The sequence below is a fragment of the Streptomyces sp. NPDC005811 genome (genome assembly GCF_040630405.1).
GTDB lineage: Bacteria > Actinomycetota > Actinomycetes > Streptomycetales > Streptomycetaceae > Streptomyces.
This window is the reverse complement of record NZ_JBEXXK010000003.1, coordinates 59450-79153: the sequence shown is the minus strand read 5'-3', so window position 1 is coordinate 79153 and position 19704 is coordinate 59450. Positions and strand designations below refer to the sequence as shown.

Here is a 19704-nt window from a genome sequence, read left to right as displayed (position 1 = left end):
CGCTCCGGCCTGTCCCACCTCTGACCGCCCGGAGCGCCACGTACGTCGCCACGAGGGGGCCGGTCCGCCACGAGACCGACCCTCGTGCCGGACTCCGGCCCGCGCCCGCCCCTCAGCCCGCCGGAACCGCCTCGGGAGTCTCGCCGCCCTCGGTCGCGCCCTTCTCCGTCCCGGGCTCGGCGGCGGTCTCGGGCGGCTCGGGCCGAAGCCACGGTCGGGCGATCGGGCGGGACGCCGTCGTCCACCAGGCGTCCGTGGGGAGTTCGCCCGCCGGCTCGAAGGGCTCGCCGGGGCGTGGGGTCGCGACGGGCTGGCCGGCCGCCTCGCCCGCGTCCTTGGTCCACTGGCCGGGCTCGGCCCACGCGTGCGTGGCGAGATTGAACGTGCCCCAGTGGATCGGCAGCAGGACACCGCCCGGCGCCCCGCCCTGGAGGTCGAGGTGGGCGCGCACACCCTCCTGCGGGGTCATGTGGATGTCGGGCCAGAAGTCCGAGTAGGCACCGATCTGGATCATCGTGGCATCGAACGGGCCGTGGTCGGCCCCGATGTCGCGGAAGCCCTCGAAGTAGCCGGTGTCGCCGCTGTGGTAGATCCGGTGCTCCTCGCCCGCGACCACCCAGGAGGCCCACAGGGTGTGCTGGGTGTTGCGCAGGCCGCGGCCGCAGAAGTGGCGGGCCGGGGTGGCGGTGAGGGTGAGACCGCCGACCTTGGTCGCCTCGTGCCAGTCCAGCTCGCGCAGCCGGTCCGCCGACACCCCCCAGTGCTCCAGATGGGCACCGACGCCGAGCGGCACCGCGAACAGGGTGTCCGTGCCGGCCAGCGCCTTGATCGAGGGCAGGTCGAGGTGGTCGTAGTGGTCGTGCGAGATGACGACGACGTCGACCGGGCCCAGCGCGGCCAGCGGCAGCGGAACCGGGTGCAGCCGCTTGGGCCCGGCGAAGGAGAACGGGGAGCAGCGCTCGCCCCAGACGGGGTCGAACAGCACCCGGTGGCCGTCGATCTCCGCGAGGACGCTGGAATGACCCATCCAGGTCACCCGGAGCCCCGTGACGGGCGGCTTGGCGAGGTCGGCGAGGGTCGTGGGGTGCACCGGGACCGTGCCGGAGGGGGCGCGGCGGGGCCGCTGCTCCTTGTCGAAGAACACCTTGGCGAAGTCGAGCGCCGAACCCGAGGGACGGGTGCGCGCGGGGCCGCCGGGGTTCTGGAAGACCCCGTCCTTGAAGTGGGGGGATCTGCGGATGCGCGCCATGCGCTCACCGCTCGGGTCCGCGCCGAAGCCCTCGGGCTGCAGTGCGCGGAGCCCGGAGCTCAGGGAACGGAAACCGGACACGGAACCTCCAGGTGGAGTCGCTGAGGCATTCCATTATGGTCGCCCCCTCCGACAGCGCGTTGACAGCCCGTGCCCGGCCTCCCGATACTGACCCACTGTTCAGTAGCGAGCCGTCCCGCCTGCTCTACCCGTCCGAGGAGTCCCCATGCCCGCCGCGCCCCTGTTGTCCCTCACCTGGACGGACGAGGTCACCGGCCGCCGCGGCCATCTGGTGGTCGACCGGCTGGTCCGCGGGGTGTGCAGCGGCGGTCTGCGGATGCGGGAGGGCTGCACCCTGGAGGAGGTGACGGGCCTCGCGCGCGGGATGAGCCTGAAGGAGGCGCTGCACTACGACCCCGAGGCGCGGTACGTCCCCCTGGGCGGGGCGAAGGGCGGCATCGACTGCGATCCCCGGGACCCGGAGGCGTACGGCCTGCTGGTCCGCTATCTGCGGGCGGTACGGCCGTACGTGGAGAGCTGCTGGACCACCGGCGAGGACCTGGGGCTGAGCCAGGACCTGGTGGACCGGGCGGCCACCGAGGCGGGGCTGGTCTCCTCCGTGCAGGCGGTGTACCCGCTGCTCGACGACGAGGCGGCGGCCCGCGCGCGGCTCGCGGACGCCTTCGCGGTCGAGGTGGACGGCATCGGGCTGGACGAGCTGGCCGGCGGCTGCGGGGTCGCCGAGTCGGTGCTGACCGCCCTGGACCGGGCCGGGGTGCCGTACGCGGGGACGCGGGTCGCGCTCCAGGGGTTCGGCACCATGGGCGGTGCCACGGCACGCTTCCTCACGCGCGCGGGGCTGACGGTCGTGGCGGTCGCCGACGTCAAGGGCACGATCGCCAACCCGGACGGGCTGGACGTGGAGGCGCTGCTGTTCGCGCGCGACGCCCACGGCACGGTGGACCGCGCGGTGCTGCGGCCCGGCGACCGCGAACTGCCGGGCGACGCCTGGCTGTCGGCCGAGGCGGAGGTGCTGGTGCCGGCCGCGGTGTCGTACGCGATCGGCGCCGACGAGCAGGGGCGGATCAGGGCCCGCTGGATCGCCGAGGCGGCCAACATGCCGGTGCTGCCGGAGGCGGAGGCGTCGCTCCACGCGCGCGGGGTGACGGTGCTGCCGGACGTGGTGGTCAACTCCGCGACGAACGCCTGGTGGTGGTGGACGCTGTTCGGGGACGTCGGCGCGGACGCGGACGAGGCGTTCGCGTACACCCGCCGGTCGATGCGGGCGCTGGTGGAGCTGGTCCTGGCGCGCGCCGCGGCGGACGGGACGACCCCGCGGGCCGCCGCGCACGCGGTCGCGGCGGAGCGGCTGCCGGTGATCGCGGAGCGGTTCGGCAGCCACCGCTGAGGGCGTCGGCGCAGGTCGAACGGGCTGCGCGGAGCGGTGCCGCACAGGGCCCCTGTGTAGGGTGACGCCGTGGCGAGGGTCCGGTTGAGCGTGGCCGAGCGGCGCGAGGAGCTGCTGCGGGCCGCCATCGAGCAGATCGAGGCGCGGGGCGTGGCGGCCGTCAGGATCGCCGACGTGGCCGCGGCGCTCGGCGTGAGCAACGCGCTGGTCCTGTACCACTTCTCGACCAAGGAGAAGCTGGTCGCCGCCGCCTTCGCGTACGCCGCCGAGGACGACCTGGCGCATCTGCGCAAGCTGCTCGGCCGCCGCACGACCGCGCTGCGCCGGCTGCGGGCCGCGGTGCGCTGGTACGCGCCCACCGGCCAGGCCAAGGGCTGGCGGCTGTGGATCGAGGGCTGGGCGGTGTGCCTGCGCGAGCCCGCGCTGCGGGAGGTCGCCCGTGACCTGGACCGTGCGTGGAAGGCCGCGCTGGCCGAGGTGATCGCCGAGGGGGTGGCCGCGGGTGAGTTCACCTGCCCCGACCCCGCCGCCGCGGCCCTGCGCCTGACGGCCCTCCTGGACGGTCTGGCCGTACAGCTGACGTCGTACGGCGGCACGGTGTCCCGGGTGAGGGCGCAGGAGTGGGTGGAGGAGGCGCTGTCCCGGGAGCTGGGCACACCGGTGGAACCGGCGCCGGCGGCCGCCGAGGACGGGCCCCTCTGAAGGGCCGCCCCCGACCGCCCGGCCCTGCGTCACGCCACCGAGGCGATCCGGTTCCTGATGTCCTCCGGCGACAGCGCGCCCTTCGCCGTCACATGGTCCCCGGACGACTCGCCCCGCAGCCGCCGTCCGATCCACGGCACGAGGTACTCCCGCGCCCAGTGCACGTCGTCGCGCCGCACGTCCAGCGTCCCGCGCGGCGGCAGCGGCGGCCATGCCTGCTCCGGGTCGGCGGGCACCTGGAGTCCGAGCGCCAGCCCGGCCCGCAGCGCCACGCGCGTGTGCCCCTCGGGGGACAGGTGCAGCCGGTCGCCGTCCCAGGCCCGGCGGTCCTGTACGGACTTCAGGGACCACAGGTCGAGCACCGGGCAGCCGTACCGGTCGGCGACGGCCCGCACATGTCCGTTGTAGGTGGCGATCTTCCCGCGCAGGTGCTTGAGCACGGGAACGCCCCGGGTGTCGAAGCCGGTGGTCACCATGACCGTGCCGGCGACGGCGGTCAGCGAGGCGATCGCGCGCTCGAAGCGCTCGGCGACCTCGTCGGGGTCGGTGCCCGGACGGATGATGTCGTTGCCGCCCGCGCAGAAGGAGACCAGGTCCGGCGCGAGCTCGACGGCCCGCGGCAGCTGGTCCTCCATGATCTGGTCGAGCAGTTTCCCGCGCACCGCCAGGTTGGTGTACGCGAAGTCGCCCTCGGGGCGCCGGTCCGCGAGGAGTACCGCGAACCGGTCCGCCCAGCCGACGAACGCCCCGTCGGGGCCGGGGTCGCCGACGCCCTCGGTGAAGCTGTCCCCCACCGCCACGTACGACCCGATCACTGATCTGCTGTCATTCTTCGAATCGTCTGCCACAACGGTTCATGATTCCCCTTCGAATGTGGCCTACGCGACCGTAGGAAGGGGTTGACGGGCGGTGACATAAGCCACTCCTAAAGACTGCGTCAATCAGGGAATAAGCGCCCACGCCCGGAAGTTGGCGATGCGGAAATGGCTCCAGGTGGTGCGGAAGGCGAAGTGTCCCCGGGTGTACGGCTCCGGGTCGGCGTAGTCGAAGACGAGCCGTCCGTTGTTCCACCAGCGCTGGGTGGAGCCGTCGGACACGATCCGGACGTGGTGCGGCGCGTTCGCCACCAGCAGCGGCTCGGTGTAGTCGTAGACCAGCGGCCGGACGCCCGCCTCGCCGACGTAGCGGCGCAGCCGGGTGGTGGTGTTGGTGTTGGCGCCGTAGCCGACGTAGTACGTCTTCAGGTAGTCGTACTCGGCGAGGGCGCCGCCGCGCGGGGTGGCGAAGAGATCGTCCGGGGAGCGGACGTCGACGGCGTTCCAGAAGTTGTTGAGGTCGGAGACACGGTCGTTGACGCCGCCCGCGGAGACCGGCGTGGCGACGTACTCGAGGACGTACGGCCCCGCGAACGGCCGCGTGAACCACAGGGTCGCCCCGGCGGGCACGTCGACCTCCAGGACGCCGTGCGAGGCCGTGACGGTCCCGCCCCGCTCCAGTTCCACGGCCCACTGTCCGAGGCCGTGCCGGAAGTCGTCGCGGGCGAGCAGCCTGCGGTGACGGAACCCTCTGGCGTGACCTGGGGCATGGCCGGTGGCGGACGCGGCGGCGGCCGTCGGGCCGAGGGCCGCCAGGGCGGCGCCCGCCGCCAGTGCTCCGAATGCTCTACGCGTGGTCGTCACGTCGGTCGGCTCCTCGGGTCGTGGTGAGGGCGGGACGGGGGATCCGGCGGGTCTCGGTGCCGAGATGGTGGTCGGTGTACGTCGAACTGGAGACCACCGCGGACGGTCCGGACGAGGCGGTACGCGGGGTTCTGGGCCAGGGCGCGGATCCGCGTGCCGGTCGGCTCGGTCGTGGTGCACAGGCGCCGGTCAGGTCGCCGCGGGTCACCAACATGGTGACCAGGCTGCGGTGTTCGCCGTCGAGGTGGGCGCTGCCGAACTGCCCGCCGGAGGGGCCGTCGGCGACGAAGCCGTCCGGTACGGACTGCCGGGTGCGCTCGGCGCCGGTCGCGCCGTCGGCGAAGTCGGCCCCGGCCGCGGTGTGCACCAGCACCTCCGCCCGTCCGTCGCCGTCGAGGCCGCCGGGCCGAGCGTGCCGCACGGCGTACGTCCCCGCGCCCGGCGAGGTGTCCCGGCAGGTCGTCGTCGACCTGCGCGGCGGCGTGCGGTTCAGTCGGCGGCCGTCCTCGTCGGCCGCCTGTCCCGCGGGGGCGACGGTTCTTGGCAGAAAGCGCTTGCCCTTCACGGGGATCACTGTGTCCCCACCCTGGCCCGGCTGTCGATGGGGCGAAAAGGGATGCCACGAGACCGCAATACGACAATCATGAACACGCAGAACGAAGGCCGGGCCCGGGGCTCGGGTCCGGCCTTCGTTCTGCGTGTCAGGCGGGCGCGTCAGGCGGGCGCGTCAGGCGCGGGGTCAGCCGACGGCGACGCCGTGGGAGCGGAGGTAGCCGACCGGGTCCACGTCGGATCCGTAGTTCGGCGTGGTGCGGATCTCGAAGTGCAGGTGCGGGCCGGTCACGTTGCCGGTGGCGCCGGAGAGGCCGATCTGCTGGCCCGCGGTCACGGTCTGGCCGGCCGAGACCGAGAGCTGCGACAGGTGGGCGTACTGGGCGTAGTAGCCGTCGTTGAGCTTGATGACGACCTGGTTGCCGTACGCGCCGCCCCACCCGGCGGAGACGACCGTGCCCTCGGCTATGGCCTTGAGGGAGGTGCCGGTCGGGACGACGAAGTCGACGCCGGTGTGGTAGCCGCTGGACCACATGCTGCCGGCCACGCGGTAGCCGGTGCCGACGGTCGCGCCGGACACCGGGAGGGTGTAGCCGCTGGAGGCGGTGGCGCTCTCGGCGGACCGGGCGGCCGTGTCCGAGGAGGACGAGGACGACGACGCCTTCGTGTCGGAGGACTGCGAGGAGGACGACTGCGTCGACTTCGACGAGGACGAAGAAGACGACGAGGACGACGAGGACGACGAGGACGACGACGAGGAGCCGGTCGACGACTCGGTGCTCGCGGCCTTCGCGCCGAGCGACAGCTTCAGGCCGGGGTGGATCAGCGAGGGGTTGCTGCCGACGGCCTCGCGGTTGTCCGCGTACAGCTTCTGCCAGCCGCCGCCGACGTGCTGCTCGTCGGCGATCCTGGCGAGGTAGTCGCCGGCCCGCACGGTGTAGCTCCGGGCGCTCGCGGCGGACTTCCGTGTCGTGGCGGAGGCCTGGACGGCACTGTCCGCCACCGACTGGGAAACGGTCTGCGCGACGGCCTGGGAAGCACCCTGGGAAACCGACTGCGGGGTGGCCGCGTGGGCGCCGGTGGCCCCCATGAGCGGGAGGGCGAGTGCGGCCCCGCCGGTTCCGGCGACGGCGATGGAGCGGGTGAAGCGCTGGGTCTTCGGGCGGCGGTGCTTACCCTTCGCGGGCATGGCGAATTCCTCTCCGGCGCCTGCGAGGTGAGCTGTCGGGTGCGGACTGGAGATGCCCGGCCGCGACGGGTCGCGGCTTTACCCCAAGCCTGTTCCGGAGACCGGAACAGGCGGTTCTGCCTGTGGGTCCCCCGCTCCTGCCGTGCACGGGTGAGTGTGCGGATTCCGGGCGGCGGCAGGATTCGGCGTCCGTCCGGATTGGTCTGGAACGTAAGCGACCAAGACGCACAGGAACAAGCAGTGGTTGCCCTGTTCACGTCTTTCTCTTGATCCGCTGTGCGAATTCCCAGTGACGCTCCGTGCATCTGGCACCGGGAATTTCGGCTAACGCCCTTGAAAAGCACTTTGATTACGTGAGCATGACGGGCGACGCAGGGTCACGAATATGACCCTGCTCACGTAATACCCCTCCAGGATCCCTTATTCCAGAGCGAGTTGGAACGAAGGATTCAATTCGGACAGAACCCTCAGATGCGACGCAGGCGGATAACCGTCGCATCGAGGTCACCGCGCAGCCCGGTCCGCAGCCCGTGGTGCAACAGCACCGCACCTCGGTGGACTTCGCCCGTTTCGCGGCATTCGTACGACGCCGTCGGGTCCAGGCCGCGCAGGCGCAACGCCGCGACCGGCTCGCCGTAGCGCTGGGCCTGGAGCCAGGCGAGGACGACGGTCTCGTCGCCGCCGACGTACTGGACGGCGCTCAGCCCGCCGGCCGGAGGGCGCAGCCGGTACTGGTCGCCGTGCTGGACGAGGGGCCGGATCTCCTTGTAGAGGTCCACCCAGCGGCGGGCCTCGGCGAGTTCCTCCTCGGTCCACTCGGAGAGGTCGCCGCCGACGCCGAGCACCCCGGCCATGGCGCTGACGAACCGGAAGCGCAGCGAGCTGATCCGGCCGTTGAGCTGGGTGTTGGGGCTGTCGGTGACCCAGGCGGCCATCACGCGTGCGGGGTGGATCTGGCTGAAGCCGTGCTGGATGTCGAGCCGGTCGAGCGGGTCGGTGTTGTCGGAGGTCCACACCTGGTCGGTGCGGGCGAGGATGCCGAGGTCGATCCGTCCGCCGCCGCCCGAGCAGGACTCGAAGGCCACCCCGGGGTGGGCCGCCCGGAGCCGGTCCAGCAGGGCGTAGAGGGCCCGGACGTGGTCCACCCACAGGCGCTGCGGGTAGGGGTCGTCCGGCCAGCCGGCGTCGGTGAAGCAGCGGTTGAAGTCCCACTTGACGTAGTCGATGGGGGCGCTGGACAGCAGGCCGTCGAGCCGCTCCCAGAGGTACTCCTGGACGTCCTCGCGCGCCAGGTTCAGCATGAGCTGATTGCGGAACTCCGTCCGCTTTCGTCCCGGTTGGAACTGGACCCAGTCGGGGTGCGCCCGGTACAGCTCGCTGTCCGGGTTGACCATCTCGGGCTCGACCCAGATGCCGAACTGCATGTCGAGCGCGTGCACGTAGTCGGCGAGGGGCTTGAGGCCCTTCGGGAAACGGTCCGGGTTGGGCCACCAGTCGCCGAGGCCGGCGTGGTCGCCGGTGCGGGCGCCGAACCAGCCGTCGTCGACGACGAACAGCTCCACGCCGATCGCCGCGGCCCGCCGGGCGAGGGTGGCCTGCTGCTCCTCGGAGATGTCGAAGAAGGTGGCCTCCCAGGAGTTGAAGAGCACCGGCCGGTCCCGGCCGGCGTCCGGGATGACGTGGGCGCGCTGGTAGGCGTGCCAGGCGCGGCTGGCCCCGCCGAAGCCGCCGTCGGTCCACAGTCCGGCGAACAGGGGCGTGGTGAAGGACTCCCCCGCGGCCAGCCGCAGCAGCCCGGAGTCGTCGTGTCCGGCGCCGCCGGTGATCTGCACGCGCGCGTCGGGGAGTTGGGCGACGGCGATGCGCCAGGAGCCGGACCAGCCGAGGGCGCAGCCGTAGACCTCGCCGCGCTCCTCGGTCGCGTCGGTGTCGAGGGCGACCCAGGGCAGGTACTGGTGGCCGGTATGGCCGCGCCGGCTGCCGATGATCTTCTCGCCGTAGGTCAGCGGGGCCTGCACGAGACGGGACTCGGCCGCCCAGCGGCCGTGCAGATGCGACAGCCGCCAGTCGTCGCGCTCGGGCAGGGTCCAGGTGGCGGAGTCGGCGCGCAGCAGCTCCAGTGGCTCCTCCCCGTCGTTGCGCAGGGTCGTCCGGCGCTCCACGACGTCGCCGCGCATCCGGTAGTGCAGGGTGATCACCAGGGCGCCGTCCCGGAAGTGCAACAGCAGCTCGGCGCCCGAGTCGTCGGTGTCCTGGATCTCGTACGACGCGAAGGTCCACTCGGTGCCGCGGCGCCCGGTGCCGGTGCGCACGGACAGGGCGGGGCGGACGAAGCGGGGGCCGCCCTCCACCGGGTACTCCTCATGCCCGTCCAGCGCGGCCTCGAAGGACGCGCGGCCCGCGAAGGGCACGGCCGCCAGCGCCTCCGCGTCGGCGAGCGCGATCCTCGGCCCCCAGTGCAGATGCACCAGTTCGTCGGCCTCGGTGAGGTGGAGGGCATAGCTGCTCCCAGGCCCCGAAAGGAGCCAGGTACGGCCGCCCGCGGCGATCTCGGGCTTCACGGTCTCGGGCATCAAACCCCCACTGATTCGAACAGGTGCGATCAAGCCCCAACATCATCAGCTGCGCGCGCCCTGCCCGGCAACGTCTGTGGACAAACCTTTCACCTGGGGAGACGAAGGATTCGTCCGGCTGTGGACAACCCGTTGCCCGGGGAATCCATGTCGTATGGTCGAATCGGCCCCGTCGGTCACCCGAGCCGCACCGGCGGAGCCCGAACCGGGAGGGAGCCCCCGTGACGCAGCAGATCCCGTCGACCGAGCCCGAGCTGGCAGGTGTCCGCAACTTCCGGGACGTGGGGGGTCTGCCGACCGCCGACGGGCGGCGGGTGCGGCACGGCGTACTGTTCCGCAGCGGCCATCTCGCGCACGCGACCGACGAGGACGCCGCGTTCCTGTCCTCCCTGGGCCTGCACACGGTGTTCGACTTCCGCAACGCGGCGGACCAGAAGCTGGAGGGCCCGGACGTCGCGCTGGCGGGGGTGCTCCATGTGAACCTGCCGCTGTCGGACCCGGCGGACGGCGCGGAGTTCTGGAAGATGGTCCGCGACGGCGACATCGAGCAGCTGCGCGTCCTCCTCGGCGACGGCAAGGCCGCGGGCCGGATGATCGCCTCGTACCGCACGATCATCAAGGGCCGTACGGCCGAGCACTCGCGCGTGCTGCACGCGCTCGCCGAGGACAGTGTGCCGGCGCTGATGCACTGCGCGGCCGGCAAGGACCGCGCAGGGCTGTCCGTCGCGGTGACGCTGCTCGCCCTCGGTGTGGAGCGCGAGGCGATCCTCGCGGACTACCTGGAGTCCAACGCCAAGCACCGCCGCTACAAGGTGCGGCGCGGCGGCTCGGCGGCGACCGCGTACACCCCCGAGGTGATGGAGCTGCTCAGCCCCCTGTTCGACGCCCGGGAGGAGTACCTGGCGGCGGCGCTGGACACCATCGACGAGACCTGGGGCGGGGTCGACCCCTATCTGGAGAAGGGCCTGAAGCTGGCTCCGCAGACCCGGGAGCGGCTGCGCGAGCGGCTGCTCGACTGAGGCCGCCCCCGCCGCGGGCCCCCTACTGGTTGGCCCCCGCCTCGAACAGGAACCAGATGAACGCCGCGAGGACGTGCCCCACCGCGATGTAGATGATCAGCCGGATCCAGAGGCTGCGCGGGAACCGCTCCTCCATGTCGGTCATGGTGTCTCTCCAGGGGTGGGGCCCAGGCACAGGGCGGCCGTGGGACTCTGCAACAGGGTGTGGACGAAGAGCAGGTCGACCCCGTCGGGGTCCTGCGCGGCGAGGCGGTGCGGGGTCAGCGAGTCGAAGTGCGCGCTGTCCCCGGGGCCGAGCAGATGCACGGTGTCGCCGAGGCGCAGCCGCAGCCGGCCCGTCAGGACGTGCAGCCACTCCTCGCCCGGGTGCACCCGCACGATGTCGCCCTGCGACCCGTACGGGACGTGCACCCGCAGGGCCTGCATCCCGCGCCCGGACGCGCCGGCCTGCCAGTACGTCCAGCCGCCGGCCCGGGTGGGTTCCATCTCGGTGGCGCGGACCACGGCGTCCCGGTCGGCGACCGTCTCGCCGAGCAGCTCGGAGACCGTCGTACCGTAGACCCTGGCGAGCGCGAGCAGCATCGGCAGCGAGGGCTGGCGCTGCCCGGTCTCCAGCCGGGAGAGATGGGCGGGCGAGAGCCCGGCCGCGCGGGCGGCGGCCTCCAGGGTGAGGGCGGCCCTGCGGCGCAGGGAGCGCAGTTGCGGCGCGACGGCCGGCAGGTCGTCCGCGGTGGACGGGGAGTCGGGCGAACTCATACGTCCATTCAGCCGGAATCTTGCCTCTGGGGCAAATTTCTTGCCTCAGAGGCAAAACAGCCGGGGCGGCCCGGGTCGGTCAGCGGTTGGCCACCGCCTGCTTGATCAGGGTCTTGCCGAAGTCCCACATCAGCCCGCCCCCGCCGTGGGCGTCGTCCATCACCTCGGTGAAGGCGTCGACGAACCGGTCCACGTCCCGCTCGTCGACGACCAGCGGCGGGATCAGCTTGATCACCTCCAGGTGGTCGCCGGAGACCTGGGTGAGGATCCGGTGCCGCTGGAGCAGCGGGACCACGACCATCTGGGCGAAGAGCCCCTTGCGGGCGGTCTGGAGCATGGTCCAGCGGCTGCGCAGCTTCAGCGACTTCGGCCGGCCGAACTCGATGCCGATCATCAGGCCCCGGCCGCGGACGTCGGCGAGCAGCTCGTAGGTGCCGGTCAGCGCCGCCAGCCGGGACTTCAGGCGCTCGCCCATGACGCGCGCGTTCGCGACGATCTGCTCGTTCTCCATGACGGACAGGGTCGCGAGGCCCGCCGCCATCGCCTGGGCGTTGGAGCCGAAGCTCGCCGAATGGACCAGGACGCGGTCGATCGAGGAGTAGACCTTCTTGAAGATCCAGTCCTTGCCGAGGGTCGCGCCGACCGGCACATAGCCGCCGGAGAGCGCCTTGGCCACGCACACCAGGTCCGGTGCGACGCCCTCCTCGTGCTGGTAGGCGTAGAAGTCGCCGGTCCGGCCGAGGCCCGTCTGCACCTCGTCGGCGATGAGCAGCGCCTTGTGCCGGTGCAGCAGCTCCTGCGCGGCGCGCAGATAGCCGGGCGGGGCCTCGTGCACGCCCTTGCCCTGGATCGGCTCGACGATCAGGGCGGCGACATCGCCCTTCCCCAGCTCCCGCGCCAGCGCGTCGAGATCGCCGAGCGGTACGGCCGTGTCGGGCAGCAGCGGGTCGAAGCCCTCGCGGAAGCCGTCCTCGCCGTTGACCGACAGGGAGCCGGTGGTCAGGCCGTGGAAGGCGTGGTCGCAGTAGAGGATCCTGGGCTTCCCGGTGGCCCGGCGGGCGAACTTCAGCGCGGTCTCGACCGCCTCGGTGCCGCTGTTGCCGAAGAACACCCGGTCCAGGTGCGGGCTGTGGGCGAGCAGCCGTTCGGCGAGCAGGCCGGGGAGCGGCTGGCAGTCGAAGCGGGTGAGGTCGGCGAGGGAGGCGTCGAGGACGTCGTGCAGCGCCCTGCGGACGACGGGGTGGTGGCGGCCCAGGCCCATCACCCCGAACCCGGCGAGCATGTCGAGGTGGTCGTTGCCGTCGGCGTCCCAGAAGTGGGCGCCCTCGGCGCGCTCGTAGACCTTGTCGAAGCCGATGGTGTGCAGCATGCGCGGGAGCTGGTGGTTGAGGTACTTCGTGTGCAGCTCGTAGCGCTCGGCTCCGCGCTCGGCCAGGAGCGCGCCGAGGTCGAACTCCTTGGTCATACGTGTTTCTCCTTCACTGGCTCGGCCGGCTCCTGGAGTGCGAGGCTCGCGCCGATCCGCCCGGCGATCTCGACCGGCGTGAGGCCGATGTCGGCGAGCACCTCACCGCGTTTGGCGTGGGCGAGGAACTGCTCGGGGATGCCGAACCGCCGTACGGGCACGTCGACCTCGGCGTCCCCGAGGGCCAGGGCCACCGCCGAACCGACGCCCGCCGCCCGGCTGTTGTCCTCGACGACCGCCACCAGCCGGTGTCCGGCGGCGAGCACGGGCAGGGCCGGGTCGACGGGTTTCACCCACCGGGGGTCCACGACCGTGCAGGCGATGCCGCGCGCTTCGAGCAGCTCGGCGGCCTGGAGGCAGACCGGCGCCATCACGCCCACGGCGACCAGCAGCACCTCGGCCGCCTCGGCCCGGTGCAGCACGTCCATGCCGCCCACCCGGTCGACCGCCGGGATCACGGGGCCCACCGACTCCTTGGGGAAGCGCACCAGGGTCGGCGCGTCGTCCACCGCGACGGCCTCCCGCAGCTGGGCGCGGAGCTGCTCGGCGTCACGCGGGGCGGCGATCCGCAGTCCCGGCACGACCTGGAGGACCGACAGGTCCCACATGCCGTTGTGGGAGGCCCCGTCGACGCCGGTGACCCCGGCCCGGTCCAGGACGAACGTCACCCCGCACCGGTGCAGCGCCACGTCCATCAGGAGCTGGTCGAAGGCTCGGTTGAGGAAGGTGGCGTAGACGGCGACGACCGGGTGCAGCCCGCCGGTGGCGAGCCCGGCCGCGCTGACGGCGGCGTGCTGCTCGGCGATGCCGACGTCCCACACCCGGTCCGGGAACCGCTCGGCGAAGGCGCCGAGTCCCACCGGGTGCAGCATGGCCGCCGTGATCGCCACGACGTCGTCGCGCTCCTCGCCGATACGGACGATCTCGTCGCCGAACACCGACGTCCAGGACGGGCCGCCGGAGGGCGTGAGCGGGGCACAGGTGAGGGGGTCCATGGCGCCGACGGTGTGGAAGTGGTCCTCCTCGTGCGCGAGCGCCGGCTCGTAACCGCGGCCCTTCTCGGTGAGGCAGTGCACCAGCACCGGTCCGTGGAACCGCTTGGCGCGCCGGAGCGCGGACTCGACGGCCTTGATGTCGTGCCCGTCGATCGGTCCGACGTACTTCAGCCCGAGGTCCTCGAACATGCCCTGCGGGGCGAAGGCGTCCTTGAAGCCCTTCTTCGCGCCGTGCAGCGACTCGTAGACGGTGGCGCCGACGACCGGGGTGCGCAGCAGGACGTCCTTGCCCCAGGCCAGGACCTTCTCGTAGCCGTCGGTGGTGCGCAGGGTCGCCAGATGGTTGGCGAGCCCGCCGATGGTCGGGGCGTAGGAGCGTTCGTTGTCGTTGACGACGATGATCAGCGGCCGGTCCTTGGCGGCCGCGATGTTGTTCAGCGCCTCCCAGGCCATGCCGCCGGTCAGCGCGCCGTCGCCGATCACCGCGACCACATGGCCCTGCTCGCCCTGCACCTGGAGGGCCTTGGCGAGACCGTCGGCCCAGCCGAGCGCGGTGGAGGCATGGCTGTTCTCGATGACGTCGTGCTCGGACTCGGCACGGGACGGATAGCCGGACAGGCCGCCCTTCCCGCGCAGCTTGGAGAAGTCCTGACGCCCTGTCAGCAGCTTGTGTACGTAGCTCTGGTGGCCGGTGTCCCACAGGATGCGGTCGGCCGGCGACTCGAAGACGCGGTGCAGCGCGACGGTGAGTTCCACCACCCCCAGGTTGGGCCCGAGGTGCCCGCCGGTCCTGGCGACCGCGTGCACCAGGAACTCCCTGATCTCTTCGGACAGTTCACCGAGCTCCGGCTCGGACAGCGCCCTCAGGTCGCGTGGTTGCCGGATGTTCTCCAGGATCGTCACGATCGGGCCCCCTTCGGTCCGTGCAGTTCCGTGCTGTTCAGCTCACGGTGACGGCCGGCTCCCCCGCCGCGACACCGTCCCGCTCCATCCGCTCGGCGATCTTCATCGCCTCCTCGATGAGGGTCTCCACGATCTTCGACTCCGGGACGGTCTTGACGACCTCGCCCTTGACGAAGATCTGGCCCTTGCCGTTGCCCGAGGCGACACCGAGGTCCGCCTCGCGGGCCTCGCCGGGGCCGTTCACCACACAGCCCATGACGGCGACCCGCAGGGGGACCTCCATGCCCTCCAGACCGGCGGTGACCTCGTCGGCCAGCTTGTAGACGTCCACCTGGGCGCGGCCGCAGGACGGGCAGGAGACGATCTCCAGCCGCCGCTGCCTGAGGTTCAGCGACTCCAGGATCTGGATGCCGACCTTGACCTCCTCGACCGGCGGCGCGCTCAGCGAGACCCTGATGGTGTCGCCGATGCCCTCGGAGAGCAGCGCGCCGAAGGCGACGGCCGACTTGATGGTGCCCTGGAAGGCGGGGCCCGCCTCGGTGACGCCGAGGTGCAGCGGGTAGTCGCACTGGGCGGCGAGCTGCCGGTACGCCTCGATCATCACGACCGGGTCGTTGTGCTTGACCGAGATCTTGATGTCCCGGAAGTCGTGCTCCTCGAAGAGGGAGGCCTCCCAGAGGGCGGACTCGACGAGGGCTTCGGGGGTCGCCTTGCCGTACTTCTGGAGCAGCCGGCGGTCCAGCGAGCCCGCGTTCACGCCGATGCGGATCGGCGTGCCGTGGTCCTTCGCCGCCTTCGCGATCTCCCGGACCTTGTCGTCGAACTGCTTGATGTTGCCCGGGTTCACGCGCACCGCGGCACAGCCCGCCTCGATCGCCGCGAACACGTACTTCGGCTGGAAGTGGATGTCCGCGATCACCGGGATCTGCGACTTGCGCGCGATCGTCGCCAGGGCGTCCGCATCGTCCTGGGTCGGGCAGGCCACGCGGACGATCTGGCAGCCCGACGCGGTCAGCTCGGCGATCTGCTGGAGCGTCGCGCCGATGTCCGACGTACGGGTCGTCGTCATCGACTGCACCGACACCGGGGCCCCGCCCCCGACCGCCACCGGCCCGACCTGGATGCGCCGCGACACACGCCGCGCGGCGACCGGCCGGACCGGTACCTCGGGGACACCGAGAGGGACGGCGGTCATGCCCTCACTCCCGGTTCCCGGAGACCGTCTCGCGCATCGCGCGCAGCGACTCCTTGAGCGAGCCCATGGTGGCGAGGACGGCGGTGGGCTCGTAGCCGCAGTGCGCCATGCAGTTGGCGCAGCGCGGGTCCTTGCCGCGGCCGTACTTGTCCCAGTCGGTCTTCTCGATCAGCTCGCGGTACGTCGGCACGTACCCGTCGCTCATCAGGTAGCAGGGGCGCTGCCAGCCGAAGAGCGAGTAGTTGGGGATCGCCCACGCGGTGCAGGGGAAGTCGACCTTGCCCTCCAGGAAGTCCAGGAAGAGCGGGGAGTGGTTGAGCCGCCACTTGCTCCGGTTGCCGCCCGCGAAGGCCTTCTTGAACAGCTCGCGGGTCTGCTCCACCCCGAGGAAGTGCTCCTGGTCGGGGGCCTTCTCGTAGGCGTAGGCGGGCGAGATCATCATCTCGTCGACCTTGAGGTCGTCGTTGAGGAAGTTCAGCACCTCGACGATGGTCTGCGGGGTGTCGGTGTTGAAGAACGTCGAGTTGGTGGTGACCCGGAAGCCGCGCCGCTTGGCCTCCTTGATCGCGGCCACCGCCTCGTCGAACACGCCCTCCTTGGCCACCGACTCGTCGTGCCGCTCGCGCAGCCCGTCGATGTGCACCGCGAAGGCGAAGTACGGCGAGGGCTTGAACTTGTCCATCTTCTTGCGCAGCAGCATGGCGTTGGTGCACAGGAAGACGTACTTCCGCCTCGCCACCAACTGCCGGACGATCTCGTCGATGTGAGGGTGCATCAGGGGCTCGCCGCCCGCGATGGACACCATCGGCGCACCGGACTCCAGGACCGCTCCGACGGCCTGGGCGACCGGCATGCGCTGCTTGAGCACCCCGGCCGGGTGCTGGATCTTGCCGCAGCCCTCGCACTTCAGGTTGCAGGCGAAGAGGGGTTCCAGCTCCACGATCAGCGGGAACTTGTCCCGCTTGCGGAGCTTCTGTTCAGCGAGATATGTAGCGACCTTGATGGACTGGCGCAGCGGCATGGCCATTCGGCTCACCTCCGGGGGAGCAGCACATTACGGTGCCATTCGAAGAATGCAGGCAGGACGGAACGAAGGACACGGAAAGCCGATATTCCACCGCGCACCGTGCCGATACGGACGAGTTCATGTTCTGGAGCGTCCACGACCACCCGGACGGCCGCAACCGGGCGTCCGTCCGCGCGCACGGCGCTCAGGAGCGTGGCCGCCGACTCCATGTCGACGGCGATCGCGCCGGTCGCCAGCAGATCGGCCCGCTCATGACCGCGTACGACGTGGTCGGAGCCGGTGAGGGGGCCGGTGTGGACGGTGCGCCCGGGCAGGGTGCGCACGAGTTCCTTGACGAGCAGCTCGGTGTCCACACAGGGCACGGTGCCGCGCGGATCGCGGGTCTCCTCGGCGACGACCAGGTCGCCGGGGTGCATCCCGGGGGCGAGTCCCGCGCAGAAGCCCGTGGCCAGGACGGCCGCCCCGCCGAGCACCGGGTCGGCGAGGACCCGGGTGACGGAGCGCTCGGCGGCCTTGGGCCCCATGCCGGTGCGCAGGACGGTGACGGGCCCGCCTGCCCCGCTGCGGTCGCCCATGCGCAGGGCGAGGTGCTCGATGCCGAGGGCGCAGGCGATCAGCAGCGGGGCGGGGACGGGCTGTGTGCTCATTCAGCTCCCCTTGACCTCTGCGGGAGCGGGCTCGGAGGAAACAGCCTCGGCCGGGACGCTCCCGGCCGAAGCGGTCCCGGCAGGGGCAGCCCCGGCCGAGGCGCTCCGGGCGGAGACAGTCCCGGCCGAAGCGGTCCCGGCGGCGGCGCTCCCGGCGGAGGCAGCCCCGGCTGAGGCGCTCCCGGCCGAGCCAGCCCCGGCCGAGCCAGCCCCGGCCGAGGTGGTCCCGGCCGAGGTGGTCCCGGCCGAGGCAGCCCCGGCGGGCTTCTTGGCGAACGGCTCACCGTGGACGTACCGGCCGAGTGCCGTCAGCGGGAAGACCTGCCGGTAGAGGTGGTAGTTGATGGAGAAGTCCCAGGGGAAACCGGTGCCGGTGAAGTAGGGCTCGTCCCAGGAGCCGTCCTCCCGCTGGGTCCGGACCAGCCAGGCGATGCCCCGCTCCACGGCCCGGGAGTCCCGCTCCTCCGCCGCCAGCAGGGCCATCAGCGCCCAGGCCGTCTGGGAGGCCGTCGAGGCGCCGCGGCCGCTCCAGCGGGCGGGGTCGTGGTAGGAGCGCAGGTCCTCGCCCCAGCCGCCGTCGTCGTTCTGGACCCGCTCCAGCCAGGCGACCGCCCGGCGGATGGCGGGGTGGCGGGCGGGCAGTCCGGCCGCGGTCAGGGCGGGCACCACCGACCCCGTGCCGTAGACGTAGTTGACGCCCCAGCGGCCGAACCACGAGCCGTCCGGCTCCTGTTCGGCCAGCAGCCAGCGGATCCCGCGCCGGGTGCGCGGGTCGTGGGAGAGTCCCTCGACCGCGAGCATCTCCACGACGTGCGCGGTGACGTCGGCCGACGGCGGGTCGATGACCTCGCCGAAGTCGCAGAACGGCAGCCGGTTGGGGAACGGGCTGGTGTTGTCCACGTCGAAGGCGGCCCAGGCCCCGTTACGGGACTGCATCCCGAGGTTCCAGCGCACCCCGCGCCCGATCGCGCGCTCCACCCGCTCGGGGTCGTGATGGCGCACCCGGCGCAGCGCGAGGACCACCTCGGCGGTGTCGTCGATGTCCGGGTAGTTGTCGTTGTGGAACTCGAACGCCCAGCCACCTGGCGGGAGTTGGGGGCGGCTCTCGGACCAGTCGCCGGGCCGTACGATCTGCTCGCCGAGCATCCAGTCGGCGGCCTTGACGAGCGCGGGATGGTCGGCGGGCAGACCGGCGTCGGCGAGCGCGATGGTGGCCAGGCAGGTGTCCCACACCGGGGACTGGCAGGCCTCGATCATCCGGGCGCCGTCCTCGCGCCACACGGCGTAACGATCCAGCGACTTCAGGCCCTCGCGCATCACGGGGTGTTCGAGGTCGTAGCCGAGCAGATGCAGGGCGATCACCGAGTACACGGCCGGGGGCTGGATGCCGCCCCAGCAGCCGTCGTTCTCCTGCCGCTCGATGATCCAGCGGGCGGCGGAGTTCATGGCGGCCCGGCGCAGCCGGCGCACCGCGACCGTGCGGTAGCCGCGCACGACCTTGTCGAGCCGCTGGAAGAGGCCGTCCCAGGTGTGCAGGGGCGCCAGCGGCTGCGGCGGGTTGGGGCGGTCGGGGTCGGTGTGCAGCTCGTCGAGCGGGAAGGGGGCCGGGCGCACCGGGCGCTTCGCCGAGACGACGGTGAGCGGGACGATGGTCTGCCGGGCCCAGCAGCCGAAGTGGTAGATGCTGAGCGGGAACCACTTCGGGAAGTACAGCAGCTCGGGCGGGAGTTCGGGCAGGTCCTCCCACTTCCACCAGCCGAACAGGGCCAGCCAGATCCGGGTGAAGACCCGGGCGGCGGCGATGCCTCCCTGGGCGCGGACCCACTCCGAGGCCTTCGCCATGTGCGGGGCGTCGGGGGCGTCACCGGCCAGCCGCAGGGCGACGTACGCCTCGACGGTCGCGGAGAGTTCGGGCGGGCCGCCGTAGAAGGTGGCCCAGGTGCCGTCCTCGCGCTGCTCGCCCCGGACGAAGCGGGCGGCGGCCTGGGTGGTGGCCTCGTCGCGGATGCCCAGGAACTGACGGAGGAGGAGGTCCTCGGCATCCATGGTGACGTTGGTCTCGAGGTCGCCCTTCCACCAGCCCTCGGGGTCCTGGCGGGCGAGCAGGAAGTCGGTGGCGCGCCGCGTGGCGCGTGCGGCGGCTTCTTGTCCCCCGGCCGCCACGGGGATGGTGATGTCGGTGTCGCTGGCCGCGGCCGCCCGGGGCGGCAGGGCCGCCCCGGCGCTTCCGTCGGTCGTCGCTGTCATGGCTTCCCCTTCGTGCAGTCGTGCGAGTCGTGCTGCTGTGGGAACGCCGTCGGCCGGTACGCATCTCGCCTCGCTGCACCGGCCGGCGACTACGCGAG

Annotated in this window: 17 protein-coding genes and 1 riboswitch; of the genes, 3 read left to right on the top strand and 14 right to left on the bottom strand. The window is 72.0% G+C overall.

Annotation, left to right across the window (positions count from 1 at the left end):
• Window positions 1-112: 112 nt before the first annotated feature.
• Window positions 113-1330, bottom strand: a complete 1218-nt coding sequence (locus ABZ490_RS04015) for an MBL fold metallo-hydrolase (protein WP_358983751.1) — start codon at window positions 1328-1330, stop codon at window positions 113-115.
• Window positions 1331-1475: 145 nt separating this feature from the next.
• On the opposite strand from ABZ490_RS04015, the gene ABZ490_RS04010 reads away from it, so the two are divergent.
• Together ABZ490_RS04010 and ABZ490_RS04005 are read left to right on the top strand one after the other, a co-directional pair.
• Complete coding sequence (locus tag ABZ490_RS04010) at window positions 1476-2657, top strand: Glu/Leu/Phe/Val dehydrogenase dimerization domain-containing protein (protein WP_358983749.1); 1182 nt, start codon at window positions 1476-1478, stop codon at window positions 2655-2657.
• 69 nt (window positions 2658-2726) lie between these two features.
• Complete coding sequence (locus tag ABZ490_RS04005) at window positions 2727-3359, top strand: TetR/AcrR family transcriptional regulator (protein ID WP_358983747.1); 633 nt, start codon at window positions 2727-2729, stop codon at window positions 3357-3359.
• Window positions 3360-3388: 29 nt separating this feature from the next.
• Here the strand turns inward: ABZ490_RS04005 and ABZ490_RS04000 are convergent, their stop codons facing one another.
• The 5 genes from ABZ490_RS04000 to ABZ490_RS03980 all read right to left on the bottom strand — a co-directional run bounded on the left by ABZ490_RS04000 (window position 3389) and on the right by ABZ490_RS03980 (window position 9352).
• Window positions 3389-4174: an SGNH/GDSL hydrolase family protein gene (locus ABZ490_RS04000; protein WP_358983745.1), complete on the bottom strand. Its 786-nt coding sequence runs from the start codon at window positions 4172-4174 to the stop codon at window positions 3389-3391.
• 126 nt (window positions 4175-4300) lie between these two features.
• Window positions 4301-5038, bottom strand: a complete 738-nt coding sequence (locus ABZ490_RS03995; RefSeq protein WP_358983743.1) for a DUF6250 domain-containing protein — start codon at window positions 5036-5038, stop codon at window positions 4301-4303.
• Complete coding sequence (locus ABZ490_RS03990; RefSeq protein ID WP_358983741.1) at window positions 5022-5603, bottom strand: hypothetical protein; 582 nt, start codon at window positions 5601-5603, stop codon at window positions 5022-5024. The genes ABZ490_RS03995 and ABZ490_RS03990 overlap by 17 nt, the downstream gene beginning before the upstream one ends.
• Window positions 5604-5777: 174 nt before the next feature.
• On the bottom strand, window positions 5778-6779 hold the full coding sequence (locus tag ABZ490_RS03985; protein WP_358983739.1) for a peptidoglycan DD-metalloendopeptidase family protein: 1002 nt from the start codon (window positions 6777-6779) through the stop codon (window positions 5778-5780).
• A 4-nt stretch (window positions 6780-6783) separates the two neighbouring features.
• A riboswitch (cyclic di-AMP (ydaO/yuaA leader) is annotated at window positions 6784-6942 on the bottom strand.
• 304 nt (window positions 6943-7246) lie between these two features.
• Entirely contained in the window at window positions 7247-9352 is a 2106-nt protein-coding gene (locus ABZ490_RS03980; RefSeq protein WP_358983737.1) for an alpha-galactosidase, read from the bottom strand.
• A 221-nt stretch (window positions 9353-9573) separates the two neighbouring features.
• Here ABZ490_RS03980 and ABZ490_RS03975 point away from each other — a divergent pair, with 221 nt between their 5' ends.
• Window positions 9574-10371 carry a tyrosine-protein phosphatase gene (locus ABZ490_RS03975; RefSeq protein WP_358983735.1) on the top strand — a complete coding sequence of 266 codons (798 nt, stop codon included), beginning with the start codon at window positions 9574-9576 and terminating at the stop codon, window positions 10369-10371.
• A gap of 22 nt (window positions 10372-10393) precedes the next feature.
• Here ABZ490_RS03975 and ABZ490_RS03970 read toward each other — a convergent pair whose 3' ends face one another.
• The 8 genes from ABZ490_RS03970 to shc form a co-directional block, all read right to left on the bottom strand.
• Window positions 10394-10516, bottom strand: a complete 123-nt coding sequence (locus tag ABZ490_RS03970; RefSeq protein ID WP_358983733.1) for a DUF6126 family protein — start codon at window positions 10514-10516, stop codon at window positions 10394-10396.
• Window positions 10513-11127, bottom strand: a complete 615-nt coding sequence (locus ABZ490_RS03965) for an XRE family transcriptional regulator (RefSeq protein ID WP_358983731.1) — start codon at window positions 11125-11127, stop codon at window positions 10513-10515. The genes ABZ490_RS03970 and ABZ490_RS03965 overlap by 4 nt, the downstream gene beginning before the upstream one ends.
• Window positions 11128-11206: 79 nt before the next feature.
• Window positions 11207-12592, bottom strand: coding sequence for an aspartate aminotransferase family protein (locus ABZ490_RS03960; protein WP_358983729.1), 1386 nt, complete (start codon window positions 12590-12592; stop codon window positions 11207-11209).
• Window positions 12589-14490 (bottom strand): 1-deoxy-D-xylulose-5-phosphate synthase, encoded by a 1902-nt coding sequence (dxs, locus tag ABZ490_RS03955; protein ID WP_358983727.1) that lies wholly within the window; start codon window positions 14488-14490, stop codon window positions 12589-12591. Before dxs ends, ABZ490_RS03960 begins: the two co-directional genes overlap by 4 nt.
• Window positions 14491-14527: 37 nt before the next feature.
• Window positions 14528-15685, bottom strand: a complete 1158-nt coding sequence (ispG, locus tag ABZ490_RS03950) for a flavodoxin-dependent (E)-4-hydroxy-3-methylbut-2-enyl-diphosphate synthase (protein WP_358983725.1) — start codon at window positions 15683-15685, stop codon at window positions 14528-14530.
• Window positions 15686-15689: 4 nt separating this feature from the next.
• The gene (gene hpnH / locus ABZ490_RS03945; protein WP_358983723.1) at window positions 15690-16712 is read right to left on the bottom strand and encodes an adenosyl-hopene transferase HpnH; all 1023 of its coding nucleotides are present in this window, start codon (window positions 16710-16712) and stop codon (window positions 15690-15692) included.
• A 5-nt stretch (window positions 16713-16717) separates the two neighbouring features.
• Window positions 16718-17359, bottom strand: a complete 642-nt coding sequence (locus tag ABZ490_RS03940) for a 1-hydroxy-2-methyl-2-butenyl 4-diphosphate reductase (protein WP_358983721.1) — start codon at window positions 17357-17359, stop codon at window positions 16718-16720.
• Window positions 17360-19606: a squalene--hopene cyclase gene (gene shc / locus ABZ490_RS03935; protein WP_358983719.1), complete on the bottom strand. Its 2247-nt coding sequence runs from the start codon at window positions 19604-19606 to the stop codon at window positions 17360-17362.
• Window positions 19607-19704 lie beyond the last annotated feature (98 nt).

Bases quoted from the DNA above. Each gene is read 5' to 3' on its own strand.
- ABZ490_RS04010 (WP_358983749.1), top strand. From the start codon at position 1,476: ATGCCCGCCGCGCCCCTGTTGTCCCTCACCTGGACGGACGAGGTCACC.
- ABZ490_RS03965 (WP_358983731.1), bottom strand. From the start codon at position 11,127: ATGAGTTCGCCCGACTCCCCGTCCACCGCGGACGACCTGCCGGCCGTC.
- ABZ490_RS03970 (WP_358983733.1), bottom strand. From the start codon at position 10,516: ATGACCGACATGGAGGAGCGGTTCCCGCGCAGCCTCTGGATCCGGCTG.
- ABZ490_RS03940 (WP_358983721.1), bottom strand. From the start codon at position 17,359: ATGAGCACACAGCCCGTCCCCGCCCCGCTGCTGATCGCCTGCGCCCTC.
- ispG (WP_358983725.1), bottom strand. From the start codon at position 15,685: ATGACCGCCGTCCCTCTCGGTGTCCCCGAGGTACCGGTCCGGCCGGTC.
- ABZ490_RS03980 (WP_358983737.1), bottom strand. From the start codon at position 9,352: ATGCCCGAGACCGTGAAGCCCGAGATCGCCGCGGGCGGCCGTACCTGG.
- hpnH (WP_358983723.1), bottom strand. From the start codon at position 16,712: ATGGCCATGCCGCTGCGCCAGTCCATCAAGGTCGCTACATATCTCGCT.
- ABZ490_RS03960 (WP_358983729.1), bottom strand. From the start codon at position 12,592: ATGACCAAGGAGTTCGACCTCGGCGCGCTCCTGGCCGAGCGCGGAGCC.
- shc (WP_358983719.1), bottom strand. From the start codon at position 19,606: ATGACAGCGACGACCGACGGAAGCGCCGGGGCGGCCCTGCCGCCCCGG.
- ABZ490_RS03985 (WP_358983739.1), bottom strand. From the start codon at position 6,779: ATGCCCGCGAAGGGTAAGCACCGCCGCCCGAAGACCCAGCGCTTCACC.